Source organism: Nostoc sp. JL23, assembly GCF_017115065.1.
GTDB lineage: Bacteria > Cyanobacteriota > Cyanobacteriia > Cyanobacteriales > Nostocaceae > Nostoc > Nostoc punctiforme_A.
In genome coordinates, this window is sequence record NZ_JABXKN010000036.1 from 97527 (window position 1) to 123926 (window position 26400).

Genomic DNA, 26400 nt, shown 5'->3' on the forward strand with positions numbered 1-26400 from the left:
TATCCATAGACAAAACTCTATCATTTATATTAAATAAAGGTATTTTATTTATGGATTCAAGAAGCTATTATCAGAACAGCTAAAGCGTAAGATGCCTTCCATCTCCCGATGAATGCTGAATGATGATTTTCCAAAATTCATCACTCATCATTCATCATTCCATAATTCTTCTTGAACTTTTGTCGGTAGCTTGGTTAAGTCTGGTAATCTTAGTACCTCAATTTCCGCAACTTGTTCTTTAATATTCACTGGCAAGTTTAACGGTTCGCGTTCTTCTATCCAGCAGTTTGCTAATGGCAGGGTTAACTCCATTTCGTCTAACGGTCGAGGAATTACCATCACTGCATTCAATTCCCCAATCCGTTCTGCTTCAAACATTCCTGCTTCCACTGCTACCGCCACATTCGCTACGGAACCACGAATAATGGCTGTACACAAACCCGCACCAATTTTTTCATAAGCTGCTAAATGAACATCAGCGGCTTTGAGCATGGCATCACACGCTCCGACCATCGCGGGAAATCCTCGCGTTTCTACCAAACCAATTGCTTGATTACTCAGACGGCTATAATTGCCCTCTTGCATCAATTTAGTGAAACGGGTTGTGATGGGAAGCACTATATCTAGGTTGGCATAAGGTCGGGGAATCACCAAACTAGAAACCAACTGACCAAACTGTTCAGCCGTTTGCACACCCGATTCTACCGCCAGACGCACGTCAGCAATTCCACCCCGGACGATCGCAGTACAATGACCACTACCAGTTTTTTCATAGCCAACGAGGTGAACCCCGGCCGATTTCAGCATCATATCCGCCGTCCCAACGATCGCTGGAAAGCTGCGGGTAGAAACTAAACCCAAAGCAGTATCCTGAAAGGTTTCTTGACTACTAGTTCCCTCGATGGTACGAATAGGCCGTTGATTGTATGTTTCCATGATGAATTCTCCAAAATACGGAAAAAGCCGACAACTTACAATTAACACTTACTCGGACTAATCGTCAGAGTTTGGGTCGCTCAAGGATTGTCTATGAGGAAACAATGTGGTCAACAGTCTGCTTATGTTCCCTTGTCCATAAATTTGAGTCCCAAAACCGTTAGGGGATTCTGCGACTGGCTGACTGGGGTCTAAGTTATGCTCTGTAGACGGTTGGGCGGCTGATTCCAAAGTGGAGTCAGCATCATTGGTCGGTTCCTCCACGGGAGGAGACTGACTTTCGGGAGTGGCGGGAGATTTAAAGTAAGAAATCGACTTGTTTTGTTTGAAATCTACAAAAGCCGAAGCTGAGAAGTTAGTTGAGGAAACTACCTTTTCCTGAACTCCACCTAAGCCATTTTCTTCTTCCTTAGGCGGTGGCGTACTTGTAGAACCTGGGCTATTTGTTGTAGATGGTTCGGGTTCCTTTGTTTGAGCAATCTGCCGACTGGTGTCTCCTAAAATTGAACCAGGTGGTACTACTTGTCCAGGTTCAACCGAATAGTTAAAAATTGTTGTCGCAGAACCAATGCAAGCATTTGCTCCAATTTTGCCTTTGCCAACCATCAAAAAACCGGCTCCCAGGTTTGCACCTGCTTCTACCTCTAGGGTGCCCTCATGGACTTGGAGAATTGCTCCCATGCCAATACAGACCCCTGGGCCAATGACGATCTTGCTGTTTATAGCCGCTTGGAGGATTACCCCAGGTGCAAGTACCGCGTTTGGATGAATAGTCACCTCACCACTAATATAAGTATCAAAGTTATTGCTGAGGCGCAGTAGCGGCACAGACATGGAAATTTTAACCTCGGAAGCCGGATGAAGTTCTGAGTGCTGAGTGCTGAGTGCTGAGTGCTGAGTGCTGAGTAATTAGTATGTTCTAAAATCTGAGTTTACAGTTGTTTTGACTGGTGTCTTTAAAAAGTGTTAACTCAGCACTCAGCACTTTTAACTCAGCACTACTATGGGCGTTGAATAATCGTTTCTAATACCCGACGTTTGGCTTTGGGGTCAACACCAATTAAGCGCACATATTCCCCTGGATATTCGCCGAGTTGTCTTTCTACAGCTGCGATCGCTTCTCTTTCTGAGGAGGCTTGAATTTGACCGGTACTAGTCCAGGAACCTGTACGGAACCGACGTTGATCTACGTGTTCAATGCTAATCTTTGAGCCGCTAGCCAATAATTGCCGGAGTTGGTCTACTACTTCAGAACTCAAGCGGGTAGCTGTTGCTGTTGCTGTTGCTGTTCCCGTAGCAGAGGGTGCTGCACTAGTAGTAAATGATTTCTGACCGCCAGAGGAAGCTACTTGACCATTTGGACGTTGGATAATGGTCTCTAATACCCGCCGTTTGGCTTTCGGGTCAATACCAATTAAACGTACATATTCCCCTTCGTATTCGCCGAGGTGTGCTTCTATGGCTGCGATCGCTTCTCTTTCTGAGGAGGCTTGAATTTGACCGGTACTAGTCCAGGAACCTGTACGGAATCGCCGTTGATCTACGTGTTCAATGCTAATTTTTGAGCCACCAGCCAATAAATGCCGGAGTTGGTCTACTACTTCAGAACTCAAGCGGTTACTGCTAGCTGTTCCCGTACCAGAGGGTGCTGTACTAGTAGTAAATGATTTCTGACCACCAGAGGAAGCTACTTGACCATTTGGACGTTGAATAATGGTTTCTAATACCCGCCGTTTGGCTTTGGTGTCAATACCGATTAAACGTACATACTCGCCTTGATGGCTTGCTATACATTCTTCCAAAGCGGAGATGACTTGATTTGTGGAAGTTGCATCAATTGGCGTGCAACTAGTCCAGGAACCAGTGCGGAAACGACGTTCATCTACGTGTTCCATGCCAATTTTGTAACCACCTGCCAAGAGTTGGCGGATTTGCTCTAGAGTTTCGCCACTGACTTTGCCACTGCTAGAACCGTTGCTGTTGCCGTTACCATTACTGCTGCTGTAACTGCTATTGCTACGACCAGTCGGCGCTTTAAAGCTGGTAGCTGGTTTTGCATCATCATCGGGACGTTGGATGATGGCTTCTAGCACACGTCGTCTATCTTTGTCAATACCAAACAGTCGGACATACTCGCCGCTATGGTCATTTACACAGCTTTCTAATGCTGCGATCGCTTCACCGAGCGATCTCGGTTCGATTGGTTGGCAACTAGTCCAAGAACCCGTGCGGAAACGTCTTTGGTCTACATGTTCCGTACCAATTTTATACCCTTGCCCCAATAGATACCGCAACTGATCTATTGTTTCTGCACCCAAGCTATTGCTCGACACTTCACTACTCCTTTCCAACTCTAAAACAGTAATACCATTACCTGTATAAGATTTAGCATTCTCATCCCGGATGGGTGCTATACATTTGCTATCCGCAGCACAGAGATAACCAGCTCGCAATGCCTGATTAATTCCAACCACATGATGAGCAAATTCTTTATCCTGATCTTGCACATCTGGCAAGCGATCGGCTTGCTGCTGGCTGGTAATTATCGCTCCCGAAGGTACATACTTACCAGGGGGAACCTCTACGTCTTGAATTAAAGCGTGCATCATCACGATGCAACCTGCACCCACCCTGGCATTAAATACCGTAGAGCGAAAGCCAATGAAGGAATTATCACCTACATAAGCTGGCCCGTGAATTAGAGCCATGTGGGTAATGCAAGCGTTTTTACCAATCCATACTGAGTATTTATTTTGGTCATCGCCAATTACTCGGCCTTGCTCCAACCCATGAATGACAACACCATCTTGAATATTGGTGTTTTCACCCAGATAAAAAGGTGTGCCTTCATCCGCTCTAATCGTAGTCCCCGGAGCAACGATTACATTTGCACCTATTCGTACATCCCCAATCACATTGGAGAAGGAATGCACAAAGGAAGTTTCATGGATTTGGGGTTCAGCTAAATTCCTTGACCACGGGGTTGGGGGTGCCGCCGTGCTGCGGACTGCCATCGCGAGATTCCTCCTGTATTGTCTGCCATTAGTCATTTGTCCTTTGTCGAGAGCTAATGACTAATGACTAATGACTAATGACTATCGATATTGATCTTTTTTGCTGTAAATGAGGCGATCTTCAACGTAAATAGTATCTATGATCGCCACCACTGCTGCATCCAATGGACGCTGTTCATTGCCAACAACTTGACGAGCGGCACTACCACGAGTGATGAGTACCCACTCATCTACTCCTGCTCCCACAATATCTGCTGCTACTTCATACTCTGGTAGGATATTGCCGTTTTCATCTACTAATTGTAACAATAGTAGTTTCACACCTCTAAGAGTTGGATCTTTTTGGGTGCTAACTACTGTGCCGCGAACTTTGGCAATTTGCATTACAAATTACGGTCTTCTACCAAAAGGACGAATTGCATTCACATTTTCCCGGAACTGCTCTACGTCTTCGGTATAACGAATTGGGAGGACGTATTCCAAGTTTTCGTGAGGACGAGCAATGATATGAGTAGACAGAACTTGTCCGCCGTTGACTCGCTTTACAGATTCAACTCCTGCGGCCACAGAAGCTTGCACTTCCGAAACGTCACCCCGAACAATTACCGTCACCCGACCACTACCGATTTTTTCATAACCTACTAAAGTGACGCGGGCAGCTTTCACCATCGCATCAGCAGCTTCTACTACTGCTGGAAAGCCTAGCGTTTCAACCATTCCCACTGCAATTGACATTAGTTTTAATCCCTATTTCAAAGTTTTTTAGCCTTGGACAAAAGTGATGCTCTTTTCAAGCAAAGAGCGTTAATTACTTTGTTTAAACAGCTTTTAAGTACGGAATTGTTCCACCGCTTCTGTGTAACGTATCGGCAAGACGTATTCCAGGTTTTCGTGAGGACGAGCAATGATGTGAGTGGATAACACTTCACCACCAAAGACTCTTTTTGCCGCTTCAACCCCAGCTGCTACAGAAGCTTGCACTTCCGATACATCTCCCCGGACTATCACGGTGACGCGAGCGCTACCAATTTTTTCATACCCTACTAAGGTGACACGGGCGGCTTTCACCATCGCATCAGCAGCTTCCACCACTGCTGGAAAGCCCTTCGTTTCAATCATTCCAACTGCAATTGGCATCGCAGAACTCCTACAAAATTAATGCAATCTGTACTGTCGTTTGAATTTTTTGACGGGGAGAGCCTGATCTTATAGCTAAGAAAACACTTCCAAATTAAGCATAGGAAAGCTTGGCGTTCCTGGCAATATAAATTACTATAATAGTTTATGATAAGAAAGTTTTAAAAAACTTAACAAAAAGTTATCTAGGCATCTGAGCAATTAAAGTTTACAGATTCCTTGAGCTGGCACTTATGCTTTATAATTTCTTTATCACATTTACAAAACGACATTCATAACCAAGGCTAATCCTATCTGATGAAGGGTAAGCAGCGGCTGTATGTTTTGCTGTATCTATCTTTTCTCAAATATTTCTAAGTGTACAATGACTAGGTGAAATATATATAACTTTTTCAAATATATCGTATAAAGTACTTTGGTCAAAGTAGAAATACAAATGTAAAAAGGTCGGTGATATTAAGGCAAGTAAATGCTTTTGCTTATGTAAAGTTATATTTTATTTATATTTAATAGGGTAACGTTAAGTAAAAGTACTTCTGTAAGTTTAGTTAAAATAATAGTAAAAAAACATCGGAATTTTGGTAAATTAATTTTATTAAATAAAAAATTGGTTTGAATTTTTTTTTTAAAATTAAGGTTGAGTCATAAAGGTAATTTAAATGGATCAATTTCTATTTTCAACAAGTTGGTTTGTGCCTTTTTATAGCTTATTGGGCGCAATTTTGACCTTGCCGTGGGGAATAGGAATAATTCAGCGGACAGGGCCAAGACCTGCGGCATACTTAAACTTATTGACCACTGTTTTAGCTTTTGTCCATAGCCTGTTTCTATTTAAAAATATCTGGGATAGAGAACCAGCAAACTTACTAATTAATTGGTTTAAAGCAGCAGATTTAGACTTATCTTTTGCCTTGGAACTATCGCCGGTCAGTATTGGGGCAACAGTTTTAATTACAGGGTTAAGCTTACTAGCACAAGTTTATGCTCTGGGTTACATGGAAAAGGACTGGTCGTTAGCGCGTTTTTTTGCGCTGCTGGGATTTTTTGAAGCGGCGCTGAGTGGTCTAGCAATCAGTGATTCTTTGTTTCTCAGCTATGCCCTTTTGGAAGTACTGACGCTTTCGACTTACTTGCTGGTGGGGTTCTGGTATGCTCAACCCCTAGTAGTGACTGCGGCGCGAGATGCGTTTTGGACTAAACGGGTAGGAGACTTGTTGCTGCTGATGGCTGTAGTGACACTTTCTACCTTAGCCGGGAGTTTGAACTTTTCGGATTTATATGAGTGGGCACAAACAGCTAATTTAAGTCCAATGACATCGACGCTTCTAGGATTGGCACTAATTGCTGGGCCTGCGGGTAAATGTGCCCAATTTCCACTACACCTGTGGTTAGATGAGGCAATGGAAGGACCCAACCCCGCCTCGGTAATGCGGAACTCTCTGGTAGTAGCTGGTGGTGCTTATTTACTGTATAGATTTCAACCATTATTAGCGCTGTCGCCAGTTGCCTTGAATGCCCTGGTAGTCATGGGTACGGTGACAGCGATTGGGGCCACATTAGTATCCATAGCTCAAATTGACATTAAGCGATCGCTGTCTCATTCCACCAGTGCATACATGGGGTTAGTGTTTTTAGCGGTGGGATTACAGCAAGGGGGTGTAGCCTTGATGTTGCTGTTAGCTCATGCGATCGCCAAAGCATTATTATTTATGAGTTCTGGTTCAGTCATCTTAACTACCCAAAGCCAAGACTTAACAGAAATGGGCGGTTTGTGGTCACGGATGCCAGCTACCACTACAGCCTTTGTAGTTGGTTCAGCCGGGATGGTAACACTCCTCCCCTTGGGAAGTTTCTGGGCAATGTTAGCATGGGCTGACGGTTTCGTGAATATTAGCCCTTGGGTAATTGGGGTTTTAATATTAGTCAATGGTTTGACAGCATTAAATTTGACGAGAGTATTTAGATTGGTCTTCTGGGGTAAACCGCAACAAAAAACCCGTCGCACGCCAGAAGTTGGTTGGCAGATGGCCTTACCAATGGTGTTTCTGACAGTGCTGACTCTGCTTCTACCTCTGATGCTACAGCAATGGTACTTACTACCAGACTGGGAAAGTATTAATTGGTATGTGGTGTTAGCCTTGTTTAGTTCTACCGTAGTGGGGGTAGGAGTAGGATGTACAGTTTATCTGCACAAAGCTTGGTCAAGATCCAGAATCTTGGCGTGGAGATTTCTGCAAGACCTATTAGGTTATGATTTTTATATTGACCGAGTTTATCTTGTAACCGTGGTCAGTGTAGTAGCACTGCTATCTAAAATTTCTGCTTGGAGCGATCGCTACTTGGTTGACGGTTTTGTAAACTTGGTTGGGTTTGCGACAATTTTCGGCGGACAAACCTTAAAGTACAGCATTTCTGGGCAATCTCAGGGCTATATGTTGACCATCCTAGCAGTTGTCAGCGTCCTGGGTTTTTTCATCAGTTGGTCATTGGGTTTATTAGATAAATTGCCTTTTTAAGAGTGCTGAGTGCTGAGTTAAGGAGTTAAAAATTTATTATTTTCTCCCTGCTCCCCGGTCACTGAGCGTAGCCGAAGTGCTGCTCCCCTGCTTCCCTGCTCCCCTTACCTAAAGTCTATGCTTAGTGTTTTAATTCTAGTGCCGTTAATCGGCGCAGCTTTAATTGGTTTCTCCCCCTCAAGCATTAGTGGAAAATTCGCCCGTGGGGTGGCTTTGGTTTTTGCCATTATCGCTTTCTTGTGGACAATCGTATTAGTAAGTCAGTTCCATCCAGGAGAAATTACTCAACAGTTTGCTGAGTCTCTCCCTTGGGTAGATGCTTTAGGGTTGAACTATAACCTTGGAATAGATGGTCTATCTTTGCCATTGCTGGTTTTAAATGGATTGTTAACTTTCATTGCCATCTACAGCAGCGATGAATCGCTACAGCGTCCTAAATTTTATTACTCTTTGGTACTATTATTAAGCGCTGGGGTGACAGGAGCCTTTCTAGCACAGGATTTACTGTTATTTTTCCTGTTTTACGAATTGGAACTGATTCCGCTGTATTTGCTGATAGCCATTTGGGGTGGCGCCAAACGGGGTTATGCTGCGACTAAATTTCTTATTTATACAGCCGTTTCGGGAATCCTGCTCTTAGCAAGTTTCCTCGGTATGGTTTGGCTAAGTGGTTCCTCTAACTTTGCACTAGCAACCTTGAACGCGACAACTTTACCTCTAGGAACACAGCTTTTATTGCTAGCGGGAATTTTGATCGGTTTTGGAATTAAAATTCCCTTGGTTCCCTTCCATACTTGGTTGCCAGATGCTCACGTTGAAGCTTCCACACCGATTTCCGTGCTATTGGCTGGGGTGCTGTTGAAGTTGGGAACTTACGGCTTACTGCGCTTTGGTATGAACTTATTACCAGAAGCTTGGGCTTATCTGGCTCCTTGGTTGGCGACTTGGGCTGTAGTGAGCGTACTGTATGGTTCATCTTGCGCGATCGCCCAAACCGATATGAAAAAAATGGTAGCATACAGCTCCATTGGACACATGGGTTATGTGCTTTTAGCGGCGGCGGCCGCCACACCTTTAAGTGTATTGGGTGCTGTGATGCAAATGATTAGCCACGGCTTGATTTCCGCCATGCTGTTTTTGCTCGTAGGAGTTGTGTATAAAAAAGCCGGAAGCCGTGATTTAGCAATCATTCAAGGATTACTGAACCCAGAACGGGGTATGCCAGTAATCGGTAGCTTGATGATTGTCGGAGTCATGGCCAGCGCCGGTATACCAGGAATGCTAGGGTTTATTTCCGAATTCGTAGTTTATCGGGGAAGTTTCCCAGTTTTTCCAGTGCAAACCCTGTTATGTATGCTTGGTACTGGTTTAACCGCAGTTTACTTCTTAATTCTCGTCAACCGCGCCTTTTTTGGACGTTTATCTGCACAAGTTACCAACTTACCACGTGTGTATTGGAGCGATCGCATCCCAGCTGCAATTTTAGCTGTGCTGATTGTGATTTTCGGCATTCAACCTGGTTGGTTAGTGCGTTGGACTGAACCAACAATTACAGCAATGGTAAATACCCAAAACGTCGTATTAGCAGTGTCCTTAGATAAAGCAATGGGGAATGGGGAGTAGGGAATGAGGAGTAGGGAATCGGGAATCGGGAATCGGGAATCGGGAAGAGTTTTCCCAATGCCCAATGCCCAATGCCCAATGCCCAATGCCCAATACCCAATGCCCAATGCCCCAATCCCTAAACTTTTTGGAGAGATGGCAATGGTAACTATTAAAAAAAAAGCTACTCACAATCCTTTAGCTGAGTATATTGAACGTCTACAAAAAGGAGACGCATTACTCCCCGATAGTCCAGATAATGTGCTGGAAGTTGTGGGTATTCTTAAAAGCTATGGGGTAGTTTTAGATGCTTACTCAAAAAATCTTAACTATATTGCCGAACATCAGTTTTTAGTATTTTTCCCATTTTTTAAATACTTTAATGGAGAGGTTTCTTTTCAGAAATTACTCCGTCACTGGTGGCATGACCGAATTAATTTTGAATATGCCGAATATTGCATGAAAGGCATGATGTGGCATGGTGGCGGCGGACTAGATACGTATTTAGATACACAAGAATTTCAAGAAAGAGCGCAAGCCGTTATTAACGCAAAATTTAAAAATAATCCCTTAATTCAGAGTATTAACCAACTGTTTCCAGATTTTTTAACAGAACATTTGCGCGTTTCTGCTTACTACACTGGTTTAGGTCAATTCTGGCGAGTCATGGCTGATATGTTCCTTAACTTATCAGACCGCTATGACCGAGGCGAAATCAAATCGATTCCCCAAGTTGTAGAACACATTAAAGCAGGGTTAGTGGCAAATGCATCAAACCCAATTACCTACGCTGTCAAAATTCGAGGTAAGGTCTATGAAATCATTCCCAAAAGCGTTGGTTTGACCTTCTTAGCAGATACAGCAATACCTTATGTAGAAGCAGTATTTTTCCGGGGAACTCCTTTCCACGGCACTGTTTCATACAATGCCCAAGGATATCAAATTCCCCCAGATCAAACCCGATTTCAATATGGCGCATTGTATGCCGATCCTTTACCCATCGGCGGCGCAGGTATTCCTCCTACCTTGTTGATGCAAGATATGCGTCATTATCTTCCAGAGTATTTGCACGAAATTTATCGTCGCAGTCTTCGGGGTGAAGATGATTTGCGAGTCCAAATTTGCATAAGTTTCCAAAAATCGATGTTTTGCGTGACGACAGCAACGATTTTGGGACTGATGCCTCATCCTTTAGATACTAAAGATCCAAATGAGCAAAAAGATAATCGAGTTTATTTAGAGAAGTGGATGAGTCGGTTACAAACTTCGCGGTTGCTGGATGTCAATAAATGACAGATGATTCCACCATTACTCACGAGGCATTCAAGCAATTTGAGCGCGACAAATTTTCTCTTGTAGCTCAAGAATACGATCGCACGTTAGCGAAGCTCACCGGAGGTATCGCTGTTGTGACTTCTCAGGTAGATGAAGCCATATTGGATGCCGTCGAAGCTAAGTCTGGTATTCGATTGCTGGATGTGGCTTGCGGAACTGGGTGGCTTAGTGCCGCAGCACTAAAGCGGCAGGCTATAGTAACAGGATTAGACTTTGCAGAGAAGATGGTGGACATTGCCAAAGAGCGATGTCCTCAAGGGTCATTCCATCATGGGGATGCTGAGAACCTAACTTTCGAGTCGGGCCAGTTTGAGGCGGTGGTTTGTAGCTTGGGTATCCTTTATCGAGGGAGCCTCAAAGTATGTCACAAAAAATGGTGTGGAAATTCCCGCTTTTGTAATTCTGGCTGTAGGTCATAAATCATAAGCTAGAACAACTTTTTTTAAATTACTTGAATCCGATGAGTTTAGTAATTTTTGAAGTCTTTTTCCATGACGAAATTTATCAGCTTTTGCCCTCTACGCTCTACCTCTTGCTTTTTGATAACAATAAATCCCTGACTCTCAAAAAAAGGTTTAGCTGTAATACTGGCTTCTGTAAATAACTTTTCCACTCCTAAAGACTTTGCCTTTAATTCAATCTGTTCTAAGATTTTCTTACCAACACCTTTCCTTTGAAAATCTTTATGACAATAGAAACGGTCAATATGGCCATTAGCCTCTAATTCTCCAAAACCAATAATTTTGTCTTCTTCTGCTACATAAGTAAACTTACTTCCTAAACTTTTAATCCAAACTTCAATATCCATGTTTGCTGGTGCCCAAGCAGCTACCTGTTCTTCTGTATAATCACGAATATTCACCTCGTGAATAGTATCGTAGAACAATTTCATAATTTCTTTGGTATCAGCTATTTCGTATATTCTTATTCTCATAAATTAATTAACGATCGCTAACTCTAATTAACAATATTATCAGTGTTGATGAGTCTGGGTATTTCCACAGAGAAACATATTTTGCGGCGCTATTTTCGCTTCAGCATAATAGACTTCTGGTATGAATCAAAAACCCTCACCCTAAATCCCTCTCCCAAGCTTACACGGTGTATACACAAGTCTGAAATACCTGATGAATCTGGGTTTTACCCCACCCTAACCCTCCCCTTATAAAGGGGAGGGAACTGGATTTCCGGTTTCCCCCCTTTATAAGGGGGGATTAAGGGGGGTAATTCGACTTGTGTGTACACCGTAGAGCTTGGGAGAGGGACTTTAAAATTCGCTGATGTTCAAGGGAAATTGTTTTAGTACAAAAGTACTATTTGCTGCTAAAATGCCTTACAAGTCAGCTAGCCTTGTTTGAGGTAGTATGCAAAAAATACAAAACATTGACAAAAAGCCCATTTTGCGAAAAGTTTCGTTGTTGCAGCCTAAATCTGTAACTACTGCTATAGTGCCACTGCGACCCCAAGAGGAAAAAATCATCAGCGAAGGAGAGCGTTTGATTGCACAAGTTGAACGTATCAATCAGATGGCAGGAGAGTTAGAAGCAGCGATATTCGAGTTGAAAGCGATCGCTAACACCCTAAATACTCAAAAAAGTTACCCAATTCTAGATCAGGAGCCATACAAAAATATTTGTCAGTATTTTACAGTTAGCGTTCCTTGGGTGAAACGAAAGTCTGACAACTCATTTATTCTGACGACGCGAAAAGTTGATTTATTCCGAGCCGAAAGGGAAGCCACACAGCTAGCACAGCAACTTCGTCAGCAAACCAAAAAAAGATTAGCATCGCAGCCACAGACAAAAAACAAGAGTGGGGTTGAGGCTGACACAAAATGCTTGTTTAAAAAGGTGTTAGTAAACAAATCTTAAAATTATCAACATTCAACGGCATCTCACCCTTGAGGTTGTAACAGTTATGCTGATTGAAGTGGCAGAAGGAACTTATTTCTCAAAATTGCTAGATACCACACTGCCATTATTTCTTTGCAACCATAGTTGGTGACAAAGAAACAAAGCCGCCCTAATATTTGCACTTCCGTAAAACCAGAGTGTAACATCAGGGACAATCAATCAGCGCACAGAAGAGGTAAAAAGAAGGTGTTAAAGACACTTTTAGTGATTGCCGTTGGTTTTTTACCGTCCCTGTTTTCTCTGTGGATGATCCGTAGAACCCAGCGATCGCGCTTGCGGATGAGGCAAGCAGCCATGAATTTTCCAGTGGTGCAGGGACGGCAAAACGTCAGACCTGTGGAAGGCGATCGCTATTATTTAGAAGGGGTGGGTTATTTAATTGGCGATATCAGCTGCAAGTTTAATGCTCGGTCTGGTTACATCCGCTGTGCGATCAATCCTGAAGGCCCATGTAACGGTTGCCGTCACTACGAACCTAGAGAACTAACTGGTAATGAAAAAAGCACTTAAGATTCCTTACTTAATACTCAACCGACCTAAAATTACCTGGTTAACACAGACGCTCTGACGCGGATAATTTTCCAGCGACTTCATAGCAGTAGAACCAGGGAATGATAAAATCATTACTAATTATAATAATTTGTATTTACAAGCACTTTGAATATTTCTCTTTGCATGGTGAAATAAGAATGATTTAATAGAATTCGTGCAAAAGTGTAAATCTGCATTATTTTGTTTGCAGATTATAAGCTTTACTATTAACTCTTGCCGAATATCTCATAACTAAATGACTATCCAACGATGAACAACGCGATCACTCGGACAACAGCATTATTATCAACTTGCGCTTTACTACTAACAGGCTGTGGTGGTGGTACTAGTACAGTGACAAATTCTCCCACTAATACTCCAAATACTACCCCAAATAACACTGCAAGCAATACCCCAGCGACAACGGGTACATTATCAGGTGGTATTCCCATCGGTATTGGTGTTGCCCAAACTAGCAATGTGGCATTATTGGGTCAAGAGCAAGTCGCTGGAGCCAAACTTGCCCAAAAGTATTTCAATAGTAAAGGTGGTGTTAATGGCACACCAATTAAATTAGTTTTTCAAGATACTAGCGGTGATGAAGCAGGAGCAATTAACGCTTTTCAAACTCTAATTAATAAAGATAAAGTTATTGGAATTGTCGGGCCAACTTTGTCACAGCAAGCCTTTAGTGCCGATCCGATTGGCGAACGTGCAAAAGTACCAATTATTGGGCCATCAAATACTGCTAAAAATATTCCTGAAATTGGTGATTACGTTGCTCGTGTTTCTGCACCAGTTTCCATCGTTGCCCCTAATTCGGTGAAAGCGGCACTTAAGCAAAATCCTCAACTGAAAAAAGTTGCAGTTTTCTACGCCCAAAATGATGCATTTAGCAAGTCAGAAACGGAAATTTTTCAGCAAACAGTTAAAGATCAAGGGCTGGAATTGGTAACAGTCCAAAAATTCCAAACCAGTGATACAGATTTTCAAAGCCAAGCTACCAATGCAATTAATCTCAAACCAGATTTGGTAATTATTTCTGGCTTGGCTGCTGATGGTGGTAATTTAGTTAGGCAATTGCGGGAACTAGGTTATAAAGGCTTAATTGTCGGTGGAAATGGTCTAAATACATCGAATTTATTGCCAGTTTGTAAAGCACTTTGTGATGGAGTATTGATTGCTCAAGCCTACAGTCCAGAACATCCAGGTGAAATTAACGCGGCATTTCGTAAAGCCTATATTGAAGAATATAAAAAAGAACCACCCCAATTTAGTGCCCAAGCTTTTGCAGCAGTGCAGGTTTATGTCGAAGCACTCCAATCTTTAGATAAAAAGAGCAAAATCAACAAACTACAGCTATCAGAATTACGGACGCAGTTAAACAAACAAATACTTGAAGGAGCATACAATACACCATTGGGTGAAATTGGTTTTACTCCCACAGGTGAAGTTGTACAAAAAGATTTTTATGTTGCCCAAATAAAAATGGAAAAAGATGGGAGTCAAGGTAAATTCACATTTCTAAAATAGTTGCGACATGAATATCAATATCTTTTTGCAGCAATTATTAAATGGGTTATCCATTGGCAGCGTCTATGCAATTTTTGCCTTGGGATATACCTTGGTTTATTCTATTTTGGGCATTATTAATTTAGCTCATGGCGCGATTTTTACCTTGGGTGCATATTTCACTTATGCACTTATGGGTGGGAACTTTGGATTTAATGGCTTGCTGGCTAATGCAGCCTTGCCGATAAATTTACCATTTGCTATAGCCTTAATTTTAGGAAGCACCTTGGCAGGATTGGTAGGGGTAGTGATGGAACGTGTTGCTTTTCAACCTTTGCGCCGTCAAGGCTCCGATCCTTTGCTAACTGTTGTTTCCAGTTTGGGAGTAGCAGTGGTAATTGTGAATTTAATCCAGTATTTAATAGGCGCGGAAAGTTATACATACCCCGCAAATACTTATGGTAATTTGCCACCTGCGATTAACTTTGGGAGTCCAGAAAACCCAATTCCGATTCGCAGTGTTCAGGTGGTAATTTTTACTGTGTCAGTAGCGATCGTGGCAATTCTTACCTATTTTATCAATCGAACTAAATATGGTAAGGCAATGCAAGCGATCGCAGAAGATCCAACTACAGCTAGTTTGTTAGGAATTAATAGCGATCGCTTTATCATCCTAACATTCTTCATCAGCAGTTTTTTAGCAGGATTAGCAGGAACTTTAGTTGCCTCTAGTGTTAGTATTGCAGGGCCATATTTCGGCATTGCTTTTGGTTTGCGGGGTTTAGCGGTAATTGTCTTAGGTGGTTTAGGTAGTATTCCCGGTGCAGTGTTGGGAGGTTTGTTAATCGGATTAGTAGAGGCGTTTGTCCCTGCTGATTATTCTGGATATAAAGACGCAGTAGCCTTTGCAATTTTGTTTATCATGCTATTAGTTAGACCTCAAGGTTTGTTAGGGCGGCGGTTTATTCAGAAAGTTTAAAGAGACGTAGCGCTATGAAAACATATACATATTAAATAAAATGGCTGATTTTTTCGCTACTTACGCTTCTTTAATTGTCTCTATGGTATTGGGGGCGTTACTAGGGTTATCGCTTTACTTACCGCTAATGACAGGACAATTGTCTTTAGCTAGTCCAGGATTTTATGCTTTAGGTGGATATATTGCAGCAATTTTATCCACAAAAGTTTTTACATCTAGCAGTAGTTTATTTCCAATTCACTTGTTGTTCTTGGAGATGTTAATTGCTGGTGTAATTTCTGGATTATTGGGTGTAATGGTGGGAATTCCAGCATTGAGATTGCGAGGAATTTATTTAGCGATCGCAACTATCGCTTTTGTGGAGGTTCTACGCGTCATCTCCCTCAATCTAGATATTACAGGCGGTGCTGTTGGGATTTTTGGCATTCCTCAACCGTTCCAAACACAACTTGAATATTTATGGATTGTTCTGCCTTTACTATTAATTAGTATGGTGCTACTTTATCGTTTAGAACGTATCCGCGTAGGAAGAGCTTTTATCGCGATCCGTGAAGATGAATTAGCTGCGGGTGCAATGGGGATTGATCCGACTTATTACAAAGTTTTAGCGTTTACATTAGGGGCGATACTTGCAGGGGTTGTAGGTGCAATTAGCGCTCACTTCCTCAATACCTGGAATGCTCGCCAAGGTACTTTTGATAGTAGTATTATATATTTAACTTTTGTTTTAATTGGTGGTTCGAGAAGTTTTTTAGGACCAGTAGTCGGAGGTATGGTATTTACAGCTTTACCAGAGATTCTGCGAAGCCTTGCTGATACTGGTGGTTTACCTAATTGGTTAGCGCAGTTTTTGCGAGATGGTAGATTAATTATTTTTGGCTTTTTAATAGTAATAGGTACAATATTTTTCCCTCAAGGGCTAATTACTCCAGATGTTTTTCAAATAAAAAAACGAACCGCCAAGCACGCAAAGGAATAAGAGTTTTAGAGAGTTATTGCGTAAGTTTTATATTCATAATAGTATGCAAAAATGTCACATAGTATTTCAGAAGCTAACAGCAATATTGTCTTAGAAGCAAGAGCATTAACTCGCCGCTTTGGTGGTTTAGTGGCGGTCAATAATGTATCTTTTAGTGTAAATCAACATGAAATTTTTGGATTAATTGGCCCTAATGGTGCTGGCAAAACAACACTGTTTAATTTGATTACTGCCTTCATTCCACCTTCTAGCGGTAACTTAATTTATCAAGGTGCAGAAGTTTCTCAACTGCGTCCTCATCAAATTGCTGCTTTAGGTATCGCCCGTACCTTCCAAAATATCCGCTTATTTGGGGAATTATCAGCGTTAGAAAATGTGATAATCGCCCGACATTTACACACTAAAAGTAATATGATTACAGGTGTTTTGGGATTACCACCAGCACCTCGTGAAGAATTAAAAACTAAGCAAAAAGCTTTAGATTTATTAGATTTGGTGGGATTGAGCGATCGCGCTGACGAAAAAGCCAAAAACTTTGCTTACGGCGATCAGCGACGGCTAGAAATTGCCCGCGCTTTGGCATTACAACCACAAATTTTACTTCTCGATGAACCTGCGGCGGGGATGAACCCTAACGAAAAGCAGCAATTGAGTGAATTTATCCGTAGCCTCCGCAATGACTTCAATTTGACGATCGTCCTTATAGAACACCATGTACCATTAGTTATGGGTTTGTGCGATCGCATTGCGGTGTTAGATTTTGGGCAATTGATTGCATTGGGCGAACCAGCAGTTGTCAGAAATGATCCGGCTGTAATTGAAGCTTATTTGGGAAATGAATGAATTTACGTAGACAAAATTACCACAAATTCTTCTAAAGAACTCACAGCGATCGCACTATCCATTAAATTTTCTAATTTTTCCACACTCTCGCCCTCAAACCTTACTTCCACTTCATGAGGAATTTCGCCAAAGCGTTGTTCCAATACCCGGATTAGCTGCCGTCGCGCACCCTGCTGAATACCTCTTTGCTCAATTTCCTGATACCAAGGCGATTCTCGCAATACTGCCATATCCCACCTCATGATTTGTTGTACTAAAGGCGTGTCTAAGACAAAGCTAGCAAAAAATGCCAGCAATGATTCTAACTCGTTCAACTGTGCGTCTGCTCGTAGAGCCTGTAATGCGCGTTGCACAACTGATACCTCTCCCCCTCCTCGCAGGATTGGTACAAAGGGTAACAACGATGGTAATGGTTGCTGAAAGACTATCTCAGCATCGATTTCCCACAAATTAATCGTCCGATAATCTTGGATGGCACGTAATCCCAAAAATTCCTGATCGTAACCACTGGCAATAGTTAAGGTAGATGGGGGCGGTAAAATGTTGATCAGTACTGGGTAAGTTGGCAATCGATAGCGTTCTTGTGCCAAGGCAGTATATGCTCTCATCCGTAGAGGCATCTGTGCCGTGTAACGCAACTGTAGTTCATTTAATACTAAAAAATCTCCGTGAGTAGCACTGTATGCTTTGACCAACACATCTGTTTCCCGGCTAATCCAATGAAACTCAGAGCCGAGAATTTCTTTCGCCACGACTTCAGGACGCTGTGTCACCCACTTTACCCATGCATCGGGAGCTAAATTAATTAGTCGCTTGCTACCAATATCTGCTACTTTTGCCACAGGACGCTTGCTATCTTTATCAGTAATTAATAGTACATCATAAAGATTGCGGTATTATGGCGTTGGTTTGAAGTTTCAGCAATGTCTTACGACGGGGTACGCCTACGCACTGTTTTAAGAAATGTATGATTGATGTATGTTAGGTTTTGAATCAACATTTCTGGATGTAAACCGCCGATGAAAGCCGATAGCAAGCCAAACTATACAATTTTAGAAGTTCAAGAACTTGATGTTAATTATGGCGGTATCCAAGCTCTCAAAAAAATTAATTTAATTATTCAAAAAGGCGAGGTAGTTACTCTAATTGGTGCTAATGGTGCTGGTAAAACTACCACACTCCGCGCCATATCTAAAGTAGTTAATCCTAAAAGTGGCGTAATTATTTATAATGGACATAATATTAACCGCCGCCAAACTCATGAAGTTGTACAACTTGGTATCGCCCATTGTCCTGAAGGACGTAGAGTATTAGCGCGGCAAACAGTATTTGATAATTTACTTTTAGGTGCTTATATTCGCTCCAATCAAGCTGAGATAAAAGCAGATATTCAGCGCCAATTTGAGCTATTTCCGCGCTTGTCACAAAGACGCAATCAACTAGCAGGAACCCTCAGCGGTGGTGAACAACAAATGTTAGCGATCGCACGTGCTGTAATGAGTAAACCACAACTGTTACTTTTAGATGAGCCTAGCTTAGGTTTAGCACCTGCGATCGTCCGGGAAATCTTTTCTATTATTGAAAATCTCCGGGCTACAGGCGTGACTATTTTGTTAGTTGAACAAAACGCGAATTTGGCGCTGCAAATTGCCGATCGCGGTTACGTTCTAGAGGCTGGTTCTATAACTTTAACAGGTGCAGCATCAGAATTAATTAGTGATGAGCGAGTTAAAAAAGCTTATTTAGGATAATTAATATTGAGCGTGGAGTTTGGTTTGAACCGTCCCAGTCTGGTACTTACATTTGAGTTCTTTACACAATCTTAACTAATTTCTACTTATAACTTTTCCTAATCGTCAGTATTATTAAAAATTATTACGATTTTGTCATAATATATTAATATTTATAGCCCTCCTTGCAGATATCTATATATTTGTTTAGCGGCGAATTCTATTCACCGGAATCATTAAACCCATGAGTCAAATAGTCTGGATAGCAAGACACGCTAACCGCCTCGACTTCGTAAACCCCGATTGGTTTCTCACCGCCGAACGACGCTACGATCCACCTTTGTCTGATGATGGGATGGTGCAGGCACAGCAATTAGCTAAACGATTGAAAGGAGAAAAGATTGGACATATTTTCGCTTCTCCTTTCTTGCGAACGGTACAAACGGCAAACGCAGTTGCAGAAATGCTCAACTTATCGATTAAACTCGAAACAGGTTTGAGTGAATGGCTAAATCCAGTTTGGATGACGGAAGAACCCGAAAGACTGTCAACTCCAGCTTTAGCAAAGTTATTCCCCAGAATTGACAGCAGCTATACTTCGCGCATTGCCGCCAAATATCCTGAAACTCACGAAAAAGTACGAGAACGTTCTGGGCAAACTGCTAGATGTTTAGCTACTGAGTTCTTCCCAGAGGATATACTGCTAGTGGCGCACGGTGCATCTGTGTTAGGCGGAGCAATGGGACTAGTGGGGGAAATTGCCAAAACAGAAGTCAAAGCTTCTTTGTGTTCTCTGGTAAAAGTGGTACGCCAAGACCCAGAATGGTTATTAGAGCTAACGGGAGATACTTCCCATTTAACCCACATAGAAGAAGTTATTCGATTTGCCTAAACCTCTGATAGAGATTTGCGTTCATGCCTTCTGCTACGTTGGGTATATCCTACAAAAAAAGTAATTAATTCACGAATAAATTCTATGACTTTGTTACTAGCAGGAGACATCGGCGGTACGAAAACTATTTTGCGATTGGTTGAAACATCAGATTCACCAAATTCACATACTATTTATCAGGAAAGTTACCACAGCGCTGATTTTCCCGATTTAGTACCTATAGTGCAGCAGTTTTTGGTCAAAGCTAATACACCTACACCAGAAAAGGCGTGTTTTGCGATCGCAGGCCCCATTGTCAAAAATACTGCCAAACTAACCAATTTAGCCTGGTTCCTAGATACCGAACGTTTAGAAGAAGAATTGGGTATCCCACATATTTCTTTGATTAACGACTTCGCCGCCGTTGGCTATGGCATTTCAGGTTTACAAAAACAAGACTTGCACACGTTGCAAGTTGGCAAACCTCAACCCGAAACCCCTATTGCTATTATTGGTGCTGGTACTGGTTTAGGGCAAGGATTTTTAATTAAACAGGGAAACGACTATCAAGTGTTTCCCTCAGAAGGTGGACACGCTGACTTTGCCCCTCGAAACGAAATCGAGTTTCAACTGTTGAAATACCTGCTGGGTAAGCATGATATCCAGCGCATTTCTGTAGAACGCGTGGTTTCTGGAATGGGAATTGTAGCAATTTACCAATTTCTGCGCGATCGCAAATTTGCTGCTGAATCACCAGATATCGCCCAAATCGTAAGAACTTGGGAACAAGAAGCCGGACAAGAAGAGAAAAGTGTCGATCCCGGTGCTGTCATTGGTACGGCTGCACTAGAAAAACGCGATCGCCTCTCGGAACAAACTTTGCAATTATTTATAGAGGCTTACGGTGCAGAAGCCGGCAATCTTGCCTTGAAACTCCTACCTTACGGTGGCTTATACATCGCTGGTGGAATTGCACCCAAAATCCTGCCCTTAATCCAAAACAGCGGTTTCTTATTAAATTTCACCCAAAAAGGTAGAATGCGCCGTCTCCTCGAAGAGATCCCGGTGTATGTTATCCTCAACTCGCAAGTCGGCCTAATTGGTGCTGCTTTATGTGCTGCTAGGTTATAACAGCTGGCATCATCAGTGAGATCAGCATCTCAAAGGGCAAAAAATATGACAGTTAAAAGTCTGTTGCCACTAATAGCCGCCACCATTGTCTGTGGTGGCTCTGTTCTTGTGGAAGCGCGTCAACCCAAACCTCGGGTAGCTGTTGTCAAACCAACCGTTTCTCAACCCGTGCAGCCACAATGGAAGTTATACACTCCTCCAGATGGACGTTTTACAATTTTGATGCCGGGAAGCCCCAATAGAAATACCGAATACCAAAAAACTTACATGGGGGAAATTGCTTTAGAAATATTTGTCGCTCAACCACCAAAACAGCAAGTAGCATACATAGTTGCTTACAATGATTTTCCTTATAGTTACGGTCAAATGGCTGATCCTCAAGCTGTACTTAATAATGCACGGGATATGGCTTTAAAGACTACGAAAAGCAATTTAATTAGTCAACGAAACATTCGTAGTTACAATAATCATCCCGGCAAAGAAATTGAGTACATCAATTCTGGAGGAAAAATTACTATAAGTAGAATGTATGTTGCCGAAGGAAGACTATATCAAGTAATGGCAATAACTACAAAAAAACAGCAGAAGACACTAGCTAAAACCATTACTGGGTATTTAAATTCTTTCAATGTAGTTTTGAAAAAGTGAAATAAATAAAACTTCTACCAGATTAGCCTTGCAATTAATTGCAGGGCTAAGAAATAGGTTGGCACAAATAATTGAAGATAGTGTATAATGTATTCCAGTTTCCGCAATGCACCGCAAACTGGATAAAAAATTTTGGATTGTCGCTAACAATATTTTTCCATTGACTTCTAAATTCTGCTGTATTTTAATTATTTAATTTTTTTAGCTCATCTTATACAACTTATACGCTACTCAACTGCTTACTCAAACATGATTTCTAACACTAGGGTTTTATGCTAAGAATAATTAGCAAATTAAATAAAACCAAGTGAAATAAATGGCTGATATTATTGATCCTGCCGTTAGCGCTGGTTCTTTTAGCACCCTAGTTGATGCAATCAAGGCTGCCAATTTGATAGATACTCTCAAAGGTGTTGACTCGTTTATCGCCTCTGCATCCACAGATCAAGCTTTTGCAATGCTTCCAGTAGATACTGTAGAGACATTGCTTAAGAATATTAATAATCTCCAGGAACTCCTGACGTATCATATCGTTTCCGGGAAGATGATGCCCATAAAGCCGATTGAAAGTTCAAGTTTTAAAATTAACCCTTTCAATAGTATCAATGTAGATTATTGCCCACAATCTTAACACCCGATGTTGATGATAACGGTGTCATCCACATCATTATTGATTCCTCGGTAAATAAACATCATACATAACAAATAACGTCTGTGGGCTAGAAACTATTTATAGTTACTACCTCATGACTGTCTAGATATACTTTAAGTAACTCAATCAAATTAAATATCAGACCTCTCTCCTCTTCGAAAAGAGGTTTATTTGATGTTTTTTAAGGTTGTTTTACTTAGTAAATACTTTAGACGGCTACATCATTTATCTTCAAAGTTGCCTGAGCAATAAAAACAATACCAGCTAAATTCATTTAATAATTTAGGCTATGAAAATGAAACATTTATTAACGATTCGAAATGATTTGATTGCTGTTTACAGCCAAGCTGATATATCTACAAAAATCAGCCAATCTATGAATAGAAAATATACTTTTCTTTGCTGTTCAAATGCTTTACTCCGTCACATCAGTTCAAAAGGAGTTTACTGGCGTTGTAGCCACTGCTATCAGGAAATGCCATTGTAGAAAACTACACGAGCAAAAATAAAAACAAAAGCTATCTTCAATCAAGTTTAATTAATCATTGGTATCCCTCATGAATTTATTTCAATCTAATCAGTCAGAGTTTGCTTGGTGGGTAGAAATTAACACGGCTGTTCCACGCTGTACTTATTACTTTGGCCCTTTTGATAGCGAGAAAGAGGCACAACTTTCTAGAACTGGCTACATCGAAGACTTATATCAAGAAGAAGCCAGGGATATCATTGCAATAATCAAACAATGTCAGCCTAATGTTTTGACAATTTTTCAGGATAAAGCAGAATTACAAATATCTAGTTTTTGAAGCCCATCTCGCAGATATTTTGCTAAAAGGGGTCTTTCGAGAATATAACCAATTGCATAATTTGGATGTATATAGCAATTTCCGACCTGGTGAGATACGCTTTTAAAGCTACTAACCTTGAGAAACAAGATTTGGGTGTACTTCAGTTGCTTAGAAAACGCTATAAGTTGTACTATTTTTTAATCAAATTGGAGAAGTCTTCTAACTGTCCACCTCATATACCTCGACCAAGCCACATCAGGGCTATTACCTCTGCTTTTTCTTCCTCGGAGAATTCGTCAATATATTTGTGTAATATATTTATTGAATATCTTTCTATAATGTGAAAATCCTCTAAATAATTAGACAATTTGTCTATAAAGGTTTCTGATTGCTTTGTTCTCTCAGATTCGATTGAACCATAAACTAATTCAGCAATTTTAATAACGTTATATATTTTGTTGATTAATAAGAAATTCATATTTTTGATTTAAGTTGGAGTGAATAAACAAAAATTTCAATATCGATAAACTCGGTTATTTATATTACAAAAAATTTCTACGTAAATATATTTAAACAATATTTATGTTATGCAACCATATGCTTGCAATCAAGCAAGTAGTTGGCAAATAAGCCTTCAACTCATACTTGAGCATTACAGATACGTGTTTGAATTCATGTCTTGTCGAAAGTTTGAAATGTATAAGATCAACGTCTAATGTTTGATTTAAATACAAAAGTTTAAAAAATGAAGGTATACTTTGGGGTTTTGTATAACTTTAAACGAGTAAAATGTTATTATCACAGAGAAAGCTATAAGATTGCAGATATTAATAAAAGTTAAAGTCTATGATTTGAGGAGCAGGGTTTTTGTCCTATGGTCAAGCGATCGCTCCAAGCATCACTTACTGGAATTCAAGAGGCTAAAAGGGCATTTGCTCTCAAAGGGTGGACACAAGATAATCTAGCCGCAGAAGTCAACCTCAAGACTAGACAACCGATTTGGCGGTTTTTTAGTGGTCGTCCGGTTGAGCGTCATACCTTTATTGAGATTTGCTTAGTTTTGGAACTGAATTGGCGGGAGATTGCTACCAATCCTCCGGCAGAATTCCGTGAACTAGAAGAATACACCCAGCCCTCTGTCTTAGATATTGACAGATTAGTGGAAGAAGTGCGATCGCAACGCTTCGACAAAATTCAAGATCAGTGTGGTACTTTGCAGTTATTGGATATCAGTCGTCCCGTTGCGATCAATGACATATATATAGACTTGAATATTTTGGAGCAAATTGCCAGTCAACAGTGCTTAGAAATCACCGAACTGGAAAAACTCGATCCCAAAGAATTTGACCGTTTTGGCTTAGGTGAGATTGACCTGAACCAGATACCTGGTACACAAGCAGTTAAAACATACTCCAAGCTCAGGGTGCTAGGTAAACCAGGAGTAGGTAAAACCACCTTTTTGCAACATCTCGCCATTCAGTGTAACCAAAGCGCATTTATATCAAATTATGTGCCGATATTTATCACACTGAGAAATTTTGCCCAAGAGTCTAAGATTACCAACGACTTCAGCTTATTAAAGTACATTCGCCAGGAGTTTATCACATCTGGAATTTCCGATCCCTCAGTCATCGAAACCTTGCTTAATGCAGGCAGAGTGTTATTGTTGCTTGATGGTATGGACGAAATTCTTAACCAACAAAGCAATGCTGTCTTAAGCGAAATTCGCAGATTTTCAGATAAATATCACAAAAATCAGTTAGTGGCCACCTGTCGAACCGCATCTCAAAGACTTAGACTCCGAGGGTTTACCGATGTTGAAATTGCCCCATTTACCTCAGAACAAATTCAAGCCTTCGCTCAAAAATGGTTTACGGCCTTTAGTAAGACCAACACTCAAGATGGTCAGTCCCAATCTGCTGAGTTTATTCAGAAGCTAGACTTAGCTGAAAACTGGCAATTTCGCCAACTCGTCATCACACCCCTATTTCTGAATCTTGCCTGCTGGGTGTTTCACGGCCAAGAAAAATTTCCGACTAAGCGGACTGACTTTTATAAGCAAGGTTTAGACCTTCTATTAGGTAAATGGGATGAAGCCAAAGGCATAGAGCGGGATGAGGTTTACCGAGGGTTTTTGTTACCACAAAAGCTCAAATTACTGAGTCAGATTGCAGCAGCGACATTTGAAGACGGTCAGTACTTTTTTGAGCAACGCATCGTTGAACAATATATTGGTGACTATATTCAGAATCTGACCAACGTGCCAATGGATGCAGACGAACTGCAAGTAGAAAGCGAAGCGGCCTTGAAAGCAATCGAAGCTCAACATGGGCTACTGGCAGAACGGGCGCGGGGAATTTTTTCTTTCTCCTATCTGGCCTTTCAAGAATACTTCACAGCGAGAAAAATCGTTGCCAGCCATAACCTACAGGCATTTGAGCAAGCGCTCTCTGGTCTAGTCAGTCATATCACTGACCCGCACTGGCGCGAAATCTTCTTGTTAACCGCTAACATGCTTCGGAGTGCAGACTCTCTAGTACAGTTGATGAAGCAACAGATTGATGCACTGGTTGCCCAAGACCCTTATTTACAAGAATTTTTGGCATGGGCTAGCCAAAAATCTCGTAGTATTCCCACCCAAGCAAAAGATGCGACCATTCGAGCATTTTACCTGGCCTTAAGTCGGACTCCTCACGTAGCTCCTCACTTTGCTCTAGCCAGCAGCCTCGACCAAGGGATGTTTCTGGATGCCGCATTAGATGACCTACTGCTGGAGTGTGCAATTGATGGGAGCCAGGACTTTGCTCACGTCCACGCCTGTGGAGATGCTCTCTCAATCATTCTGGGCATTGTTCTGGATGTTGGACTTCATAAATCCTTGCAACAACTCTCTGACCAATTCCCAAATTCTCGTCAAAGTCAAGAACGGTTTGAGCTATGGTGGGAGACGAACTATTCAACCTGGGCTGAACAGTTAAAGACAACGGTGATTAATTATCGCAACATTAACCACCAGTGGGAGTTTAGCCTTGAACAACAGCAAGTGTTACAACGTTACTATGATGCTAATCAGTTACTACTCGATTGCCTGCATAGCAATTGTGAAGTAACCCCTGCTATCAGGCAAGAAATTGAAGCCACCTTATTATTGCCTCAGAAGGAACTTGAGGACAGGGAATGGGAATAGTTTTGTTGATTAATTCTTTACAGCTATTTTCAGTTAATTGAACCACAGATTTTTGGAGGTAACATACCGCGCCCTTTTTTGAAAAGTTTTTTTTAC

The 26400-nt window shown here is 41.5% G+C and carries 26 protein-coding genes and 1 pseudogene; 17 read left to right on the top strand and 10 right to left on the bottom strand.

Annotated elements, in window-relative coordinates; translation table 11 throughout:
* Window positions 1-147: 147 nt before the first annotated feature.
* From HWQ42_RS06740 to HWQ42_RS06770, 7 genes and pseudogenes are all read right to left on the bottom strand, one after another.
* On the bottom strand, window positions 148-936 hold the full coding sequence (locus HWQ42_RS06740; protein WP_292810408.1) for a BMC domain-containing protein: 789 nt from the start codon (window positions 934-936) through the stop codon (window positions 148-150).
* 57 nt (window positions 937-993) lie between these two features.
* Window positions 994-1770 carry a transferase gene (locus HWQ42_RS06745; RefSeq protein WP_292810411.1) on the bottom strand — a complete coding sequence of 259 codons (777 nt, stop codon included), beginning with the start codon at window positions 1768-1770 and terminating at the stop codon, window positions 994-996.
* 167 nt (window positions 1771-1937) lie between these two features.
* Window positions 1938-2195, bottom strand: coding sequence for a ribulose bisphosphate carboxylase small subunit (locus HWQ42_RS06750; RefSeq protein WP_292736656.1), 258 nt, complete (start codon window positions 2193-2195; stop codon window positions 1938-1940).
* A gap of 99 nt (window positions 2196-2294) precedes the next feature.
* Window positions 2295-3950: pseudogene (locus tag HWQ42_RS06755) on the bottom strand (ribulose bisphosphate carboxylase small subunit); the annotation flags it as partial.
* A gap of 81 nt (window positions 3951-4031) precedes the next feature.
* Complete coding sequence (locus tag HWQ42_RS06760; protein ID WP_094327600.1) at window positions 4032-4334, bottom strand: EutN/CcmL family microcompartment protein; 303 nt, start codon at window positions 4332-4334, stop codon at window positions 4032-4034.
* Window positions 4335-4340: 6 nt separating this feature from the next.
* Window positions 4341-4685: a carbon dioxide-concentrating mechanism protein CcmK gene (locus tag HWQ42_RS06765; RefSeq protein WP_010995041.1), complete on the bottom strand. Its 345-nt coding sequence runs from the start codon at window positions 4683-4685 to the stop codon at window positions 4341-4343.
* Window positions 4686-4778: 93 nt separating this feature from the next.
* Window positions 4779-5087: a carbon dioxide-concentrating mechanism protein CcmK gene (locus HWQ42_RS06770; protein ID WP_012410633.1), complete on the bottom strand. Its 309-nt coding sequence runs from the start codon at window positions 5085-5087 to the stop codon at window positions 4779-4781.
* Between the two features lie 659 nt (window positions 5088-5746).
* Between HWQ42_RS06770 and HWQ42_RS06775 the strand changes: the two genes are divergently transcribed.
* The 4 genes from HWQ42_RS06775 to HWQ42_RS06790 all read left to right on the top strand — a co-directional run bounded on the left by HWQ42_RS06775 (window position 5747) and on the right by HWQ42_RS06790 (window position 10959).
* Complete coding sequence (locus tag HWQ42_RS06775) at window positions 5747-7603, top strand: NAD(P)H-quinone oxidoreductase subunit F (RefSeq protein WP_292810413.1); 1857 nt, start codon at window positions 5747-5749, stop codon at window positions 7601-7603.
* 117 nt (window positions 7604-7720) lie between these two features.
* Window positions 7721-9226, top strand: coding sequence for an NADH-quinone oxidoreductase subunit M (locus HWQ42_RS06780; RefSeq protein WP_292810415.1), 1506 nt, complete (start codon window positions 7721-7723; stop codon window positions 9224-9226).
* A 141-nt stretch (window positions 9227-9367) separates the two neighbouring features.
* A complete protein-coding gene (locus HWQ42_RS06785) occupies window positions 9368-10498 on the top strand; it encodes a CO2 hydration protein (protein WP_292810656.1) in 1131 nt (376 codons plus the stop codon).
* Window positions 10495-10959, top strand: coding sequence for a methyltransferase domain-containing protein (locus HWQ42_RS06790; protein ID WP_292810417.1), 465 nt, complete (start codon window positions 10495-10497; stop codon window positions 10957-10959). The genes HWQ42_RS06785 and HWQ42_RS06790 overlap by 4 nt, the downstream gene beginning before the upstream one ends.
* A 47-nt stretch (window positions 10960-11006) precedes the next feature.
* On the opposite strand, the gene HWQ42_RS06795 is transcribed toward HWQ42_RS06790, so the two are convergent.
* The gene (locus tag HWQ42_RS06795; protein WP_292736573.1) at window positions 11007-11474 is read right to left on the bottom strand and encodes a GNAT family N-acetyltransferase; all 468 of its coding nucleotides are present in this window, start codon (window positions 11472-11474) and stop codon (window positions 11007-11009) included.
* Window positions 11475-11904: 430 nt separating this feature from the next.
* On the opposite strand from HWQ42_RS06795, the gene HWQ42_RS06800 reads away from it, so the two are divergent.
* The 6 genes from HWQ42_RS06800 (at window position 11905) to HWQ42_RS06825 (ending at window position 17297) form a co-directional block, all read left to right on the top strand.
* Window positions 11905-12411, top strand: coding sequence for a hypothetical protein (locus HWQ42_RS06800; RefSeq protein ID WP_292810419.1), 507 nt, complete (start codon window positions 11905-11907; stop codon window positions 12409-12411).
* 228 nt (window positions 12412-12639) lie between these two features.
* The gene (locus HWQ42_RS06805; RefSeq protein ID WP_099100824.1) at window positions 12640-12963 is read left to right on the top strand and encodes a DUF6464 family protein; all 324 of its coding nucleotides are present in this window, start codon (window positions 12640-12642) and stop codon (window positions 12961-12963) included.
* A 291-nt stretch (window positions 12964-13254) separates the two neighbouring features.
* Window positions 13255-14517 carry an ABC transporter substrate-binding protein gene (locus tag HWQ42_RS06810; RefSeq protein WP_292810423.1) on the top strand — a complete coding sequence of 421 codons (1263 nt, stop codon included), beginning with the start codon at window positions 13255-13257 and terminating at the stop codon, window positions 14515-14517.
* Between the two features lie 7 nt (window positions 14518-14524).
* Entirely contained in the window at window positions 14525-15475 is a 951-nt protein-coding gene (locus tag HWQ42_RS06815) for a branched-chain amino acid ABC transporter permease (RefSeq protein ID WP_292810425.1), read from the top strand.
* Between the two features lie 40 nt (window positions 15476-15515).
* Window positions 15516-16454, top strand: a complete 939-nt coding sequence (locus tag HWQ42_RS06820) for a branched-chain amino acid ABC transporter permease (RefSeq protein WP_292810427.1) — start codon at window positions 15516-15518, stop codon at window positions 16452-16454.
* A 51-nt stretch (window positions 16455-16505) separates the two neighbouring features.
* On the top strand, window positions 16506-17297 hold the full coding sequence (locus HWQ42_RS06825) for an ABC transporter ATP-binding protein (RefSeq protein ID WP_292810429.1): 792 nt from the start codon (window positions 16506-16508) through the stop codon (window positions 17295-17297).
* Between the two features lie 2 nt (window positions 17298-17299).
* Here HWQ42_RS06825 and HWQ42_RS06830 read toward each other — a convergent pair whose 3' ends face one another.
* On the bottom strand, window positions 17300-18139 hold the full coding sequence (locus HWQ42_RS06830; RefSeq protein WP_292810431.1) for an Rpn family recombination-promoting nuclease/putative transposase: 840 nt from the start codon (window positions 18137-18139) through the stop codon (window positions 17300-17302).
* 177 nt (window positions 18140-18316) lie between these two features.
* Here HWQ42_RS06830 and HWQ42_RS06835 point away from each other — a divergent pair, with 177 nt between their 5' ends.
* The 6 genes from HWQ42_RS06835 (at window position 18317) to HWQ42_RS06860 (ending at window position 23135) form a co-directional block, all read left to right on the top strand.
* On the top strand, window positions 18317-19048 hold the full coding sequence (locus HWQ42_RS06835) for an ABC transporter ATP-binding protein (RefSeq protein ID WP_229552279.1): 732 nt from the start codon (window positions 18317-18319) through the stop codon (window positions 19046-19048).
* A gap of 223 nt (window positions 19049-19271) precedes the next feature.
* On the top strand, window positions 19272-19919 hold the full coding sequence (locus tag HWQ42_RS06840; RefSeq protein WP_292736590.1) for a histidine phosphatase family protein: 648 nt from the start codon (window positions 19272-19274) through the stop codon (window positions 19917-19919).
* A gap of 84 nt (window positions 19920-20003) precedes the next feature.
* Entirely contained in the window at window positions 20004-21029 is a 1026-nt protein-coding gene (locus tag HWQ42_RS06845; RefSeq protein WP_292810434.1) for a glucokinase, read from the top strand.
* Between the two features lie 45 nt (window positions 21030-21074).
* Window positions 21075-21677, top strand: a complete 603-nt coding sequence (locus HWQ42_RS06850; RefSeq protein ID WP_292810436.1) for a hypothetical protein — start codon at window positions 21075-21077, stop codon at window positions 21675-21677.
* Between the two features lie 316 nt (window positions 21678-21993).
* A complete protein-coding gene (locus HWQ42_RS06855; protein WP_334812231.1) occupies window positions 21994-22308 on the top strand; it encodes a fasciclin domain-containing protein in 315 nt (104 codons plus the stop codon).
* Between the two features lie 578 nt (window positions 22309-22886).
* Window positions 22887-23135 (top strand): DUF1816 domain-containing protein, encoded by a 249-nt coding sequence (locus tag HWQ42_RS06860; RefSeq protein ID WP_292810438.1) that lies wholly within the window; start codon window positions 22887-22889, stop codon window positions 23133-23135.
* A 214-nt stretch (window positions 23136-23349) separates the two neighbouring features.
* Here HWQ42_RS06860 and HWQ42_RS35450 read toward each other — a convergent pair whose 3' ends face one another.
* Window positions 23350-23595 carry a DUF3775 domain-containing protein gene (locus tag HWQ42_RS35450; RefSeq protein WP_367119039.1) on the bottom strand — a complete coding sequence of 82 codons (246 nt, stop codon included), beginning with the start codon at window positions 23593-23595 and terminating at the stop codon, window positions 23350-23352.
* Between the two features lie 396 nt (window positions 23596-23991).
* On the opposite strand from HWQ42_RS35450, the gene HWQ42_RS06865 reads away from it, so the two are divergent.
* Complete coding sequence (locus HWQ42_RS06865) at window positions 23992-26304, top strand: NACHT domain-containing NTPase (RefSeq protein WP_292810440.1); 2313 nt, start codon at window positions 23992-23994, stop codon at window positions 26302-26304.
* The last annotated feature ends 96 nt before the right edge of the window (window positions 26305-26400 follow it).

What these genes read in the sequence shown, in the direction of transcription:
- HWQ42_RS06775 (WP_292810413.1), top strand. Translation starts at nt 5,747, where the DNA reads ATGGATCAATTTCTATTTTCAACAAGTTGGTTTGTGCCTTTTTATAGC.
- HWQ42_RS06835 (WP_229552279.1), top strand. Translation starts at nt 18,317, where the DNA reads ATGAAAGCCGATAGCAAGCCAAACTATACAATTTTAGAAGTTCAAGAA.
- HWQ42_RS06780 (WP_292810415.1), top strand. Translation starts at nt 7,721, where the DNA reads ATGCTTAGTGTTTTAATTCTAGTGCCGTTAATCGGCGCAGCTTTAATT.
- HWQ42_RS06770 (WP_012410633.1), bottom strand. Translation starts at nt 5,087, where the DNA reads ATGCCAATTGCAGTTGGAATGATTGAAACGAAGGGCTTTCCAGCAGTG.
- HWQ42_RS35450 (WP_367119039.1), bottom strand. Translation starts at nt 23,595, where the DNA reads ATGAATTTCTTATTAATCAACAAAATATATAACGTTATTAAAATTGCT.
- HWQ42_RS06795 (WP_292736573.1), bottom strand. Translation starts at nt 11,474, where the DNA reads ATGAGAATAAGAATATACGAAATAGCTGATACCAAAGAAATTATGAAA.
- HWQ42_RS06855 (WP_334812231.1), top strand. Translation starts at nt 21,994, where the DNA reads ATGGCTGATATTATTGATCCTGCCGTTAGCGCTGGTTCTTTTAGCACC.
- HWQ42_RS06765 (WP_010995041.1), bottom strand. Translation starts at nt 4,685, where the DNA reads ATGTCAATTGCAGTGGGAATGGTTGAAACGCTAGGCTTTCCAGCAGTA.
- HWQ42_RS06845 (WP_292810434.1), top strand. Translation starts at nt 20,004, where the DNA reads ATGACTTTGTTACTAGCAGGAGACATCGGCGGTACGAAAACTATTTTG.
- HWQ42_RS06800 (WP_292810419.1), top strand. Translation starts at nt 11,905, where the DNA reads ATGCAAAAAATACAAAACATTGACAAAAAGCCCATTTTGCGAAAAGTT.
- HWQ42_RS06740 (WP_292810408.1), bottom strand. Translation starts at nt 936, where the DNA reads ATGGAAACATACAATCAACGGCCTATTCGTACCATCGAGGGAACTAGT.
- HWQ42_RS06745 (WP_292810411.1), bottom strand. Translation starts at nt 1,770, where the DNA reads ATGTCTGTGCCGCTACTGCGCCTCAGCAATAACTTTGATACTTATATT.
- HWQ42_RS06865 (WP_292810440.1), top strand. Translation starts at nt 23,992, where the DNA reads ATGGTCAAGCGATCGCTCCAAGCATCACTTACTGGAATTCAAGAGGCT.
- HWQ42_RS06810 (WP_292810423.1), top strand. Translation starts at nt 13,255, where the DNA reads ATGAACAACGCGATCACTCGGACAACAGCATTATTATCAACTTGCGCT.
- HWQ42_RS06850 (WP_292810436.1), top strand. Translation starts at nt 21,075, where the DNA reads ATGACAGTTAAAAGTCTGTTGCCACTAATAGCCGCCACCATTGTCTGT.
- HWQ42_RS06825 (WP_292810429.1), top strand. Translation starts at nt 16,506, where the DNA reads ATGTCACATAGTATTTCAGAAGCTAACAGCAATATTGTCTTAGAAGCA.
- HWQ42_RS06760 (WP_094327600.1), bottom strand. Translation starts at nt 4,334, where the DNA reads ATGCAAATTGCCAAAGTTCGCGGCACAGTAGTTAGCACCCAAAAAGAT.
- HWQ42_RS06790 (WP_292810417.1), top strand. Translation starts at nt 10,495, where the DNA reads ATGACAGATGATTCCACCATTACTCACGAGGCATTCAAGCAATTTGAG.
- HWQ42_RS06860 (WP_292810438.1), top strand. Translation starts at nt 22,887, where the DNA reads ATGAATTTATTTCAATCTAATCAGTCAGAGTTTGCTTGGTGGGTAGAA.
- HWQ42_RS06840 (WP_292736590.1), top strand. Translation starts at nt 19,272, where the DNA reads ATGAGTCAAATAGTCTGGATAGCAAGACACGCTAACCGCCTCGACTTC.
- HWQ42_RS06785 (WP_292810656.1), top strand. Translation starts at nt 9,368, where the DNA reads ATGGTAACTATTAAAAAAAAAGCTACTCACAATCCTTTAGCTGAGTAT.
- HWQ42_RS06820 (WP_292810427.1), top strand. Translation starts at nt 15,516, where the DNA reads ATGGCTGATTTTTTCGCTACTTACGCTTCTTTAATTGTCTCTATGGTA.
- HWQ42_RS06815 (WP_292810425.1), top strand. Translation starts at nt 14,525, where the DNA reads ATGAATATCAATATCTTTTTGCAGCAATTATTAAATGGGTTATCCATT.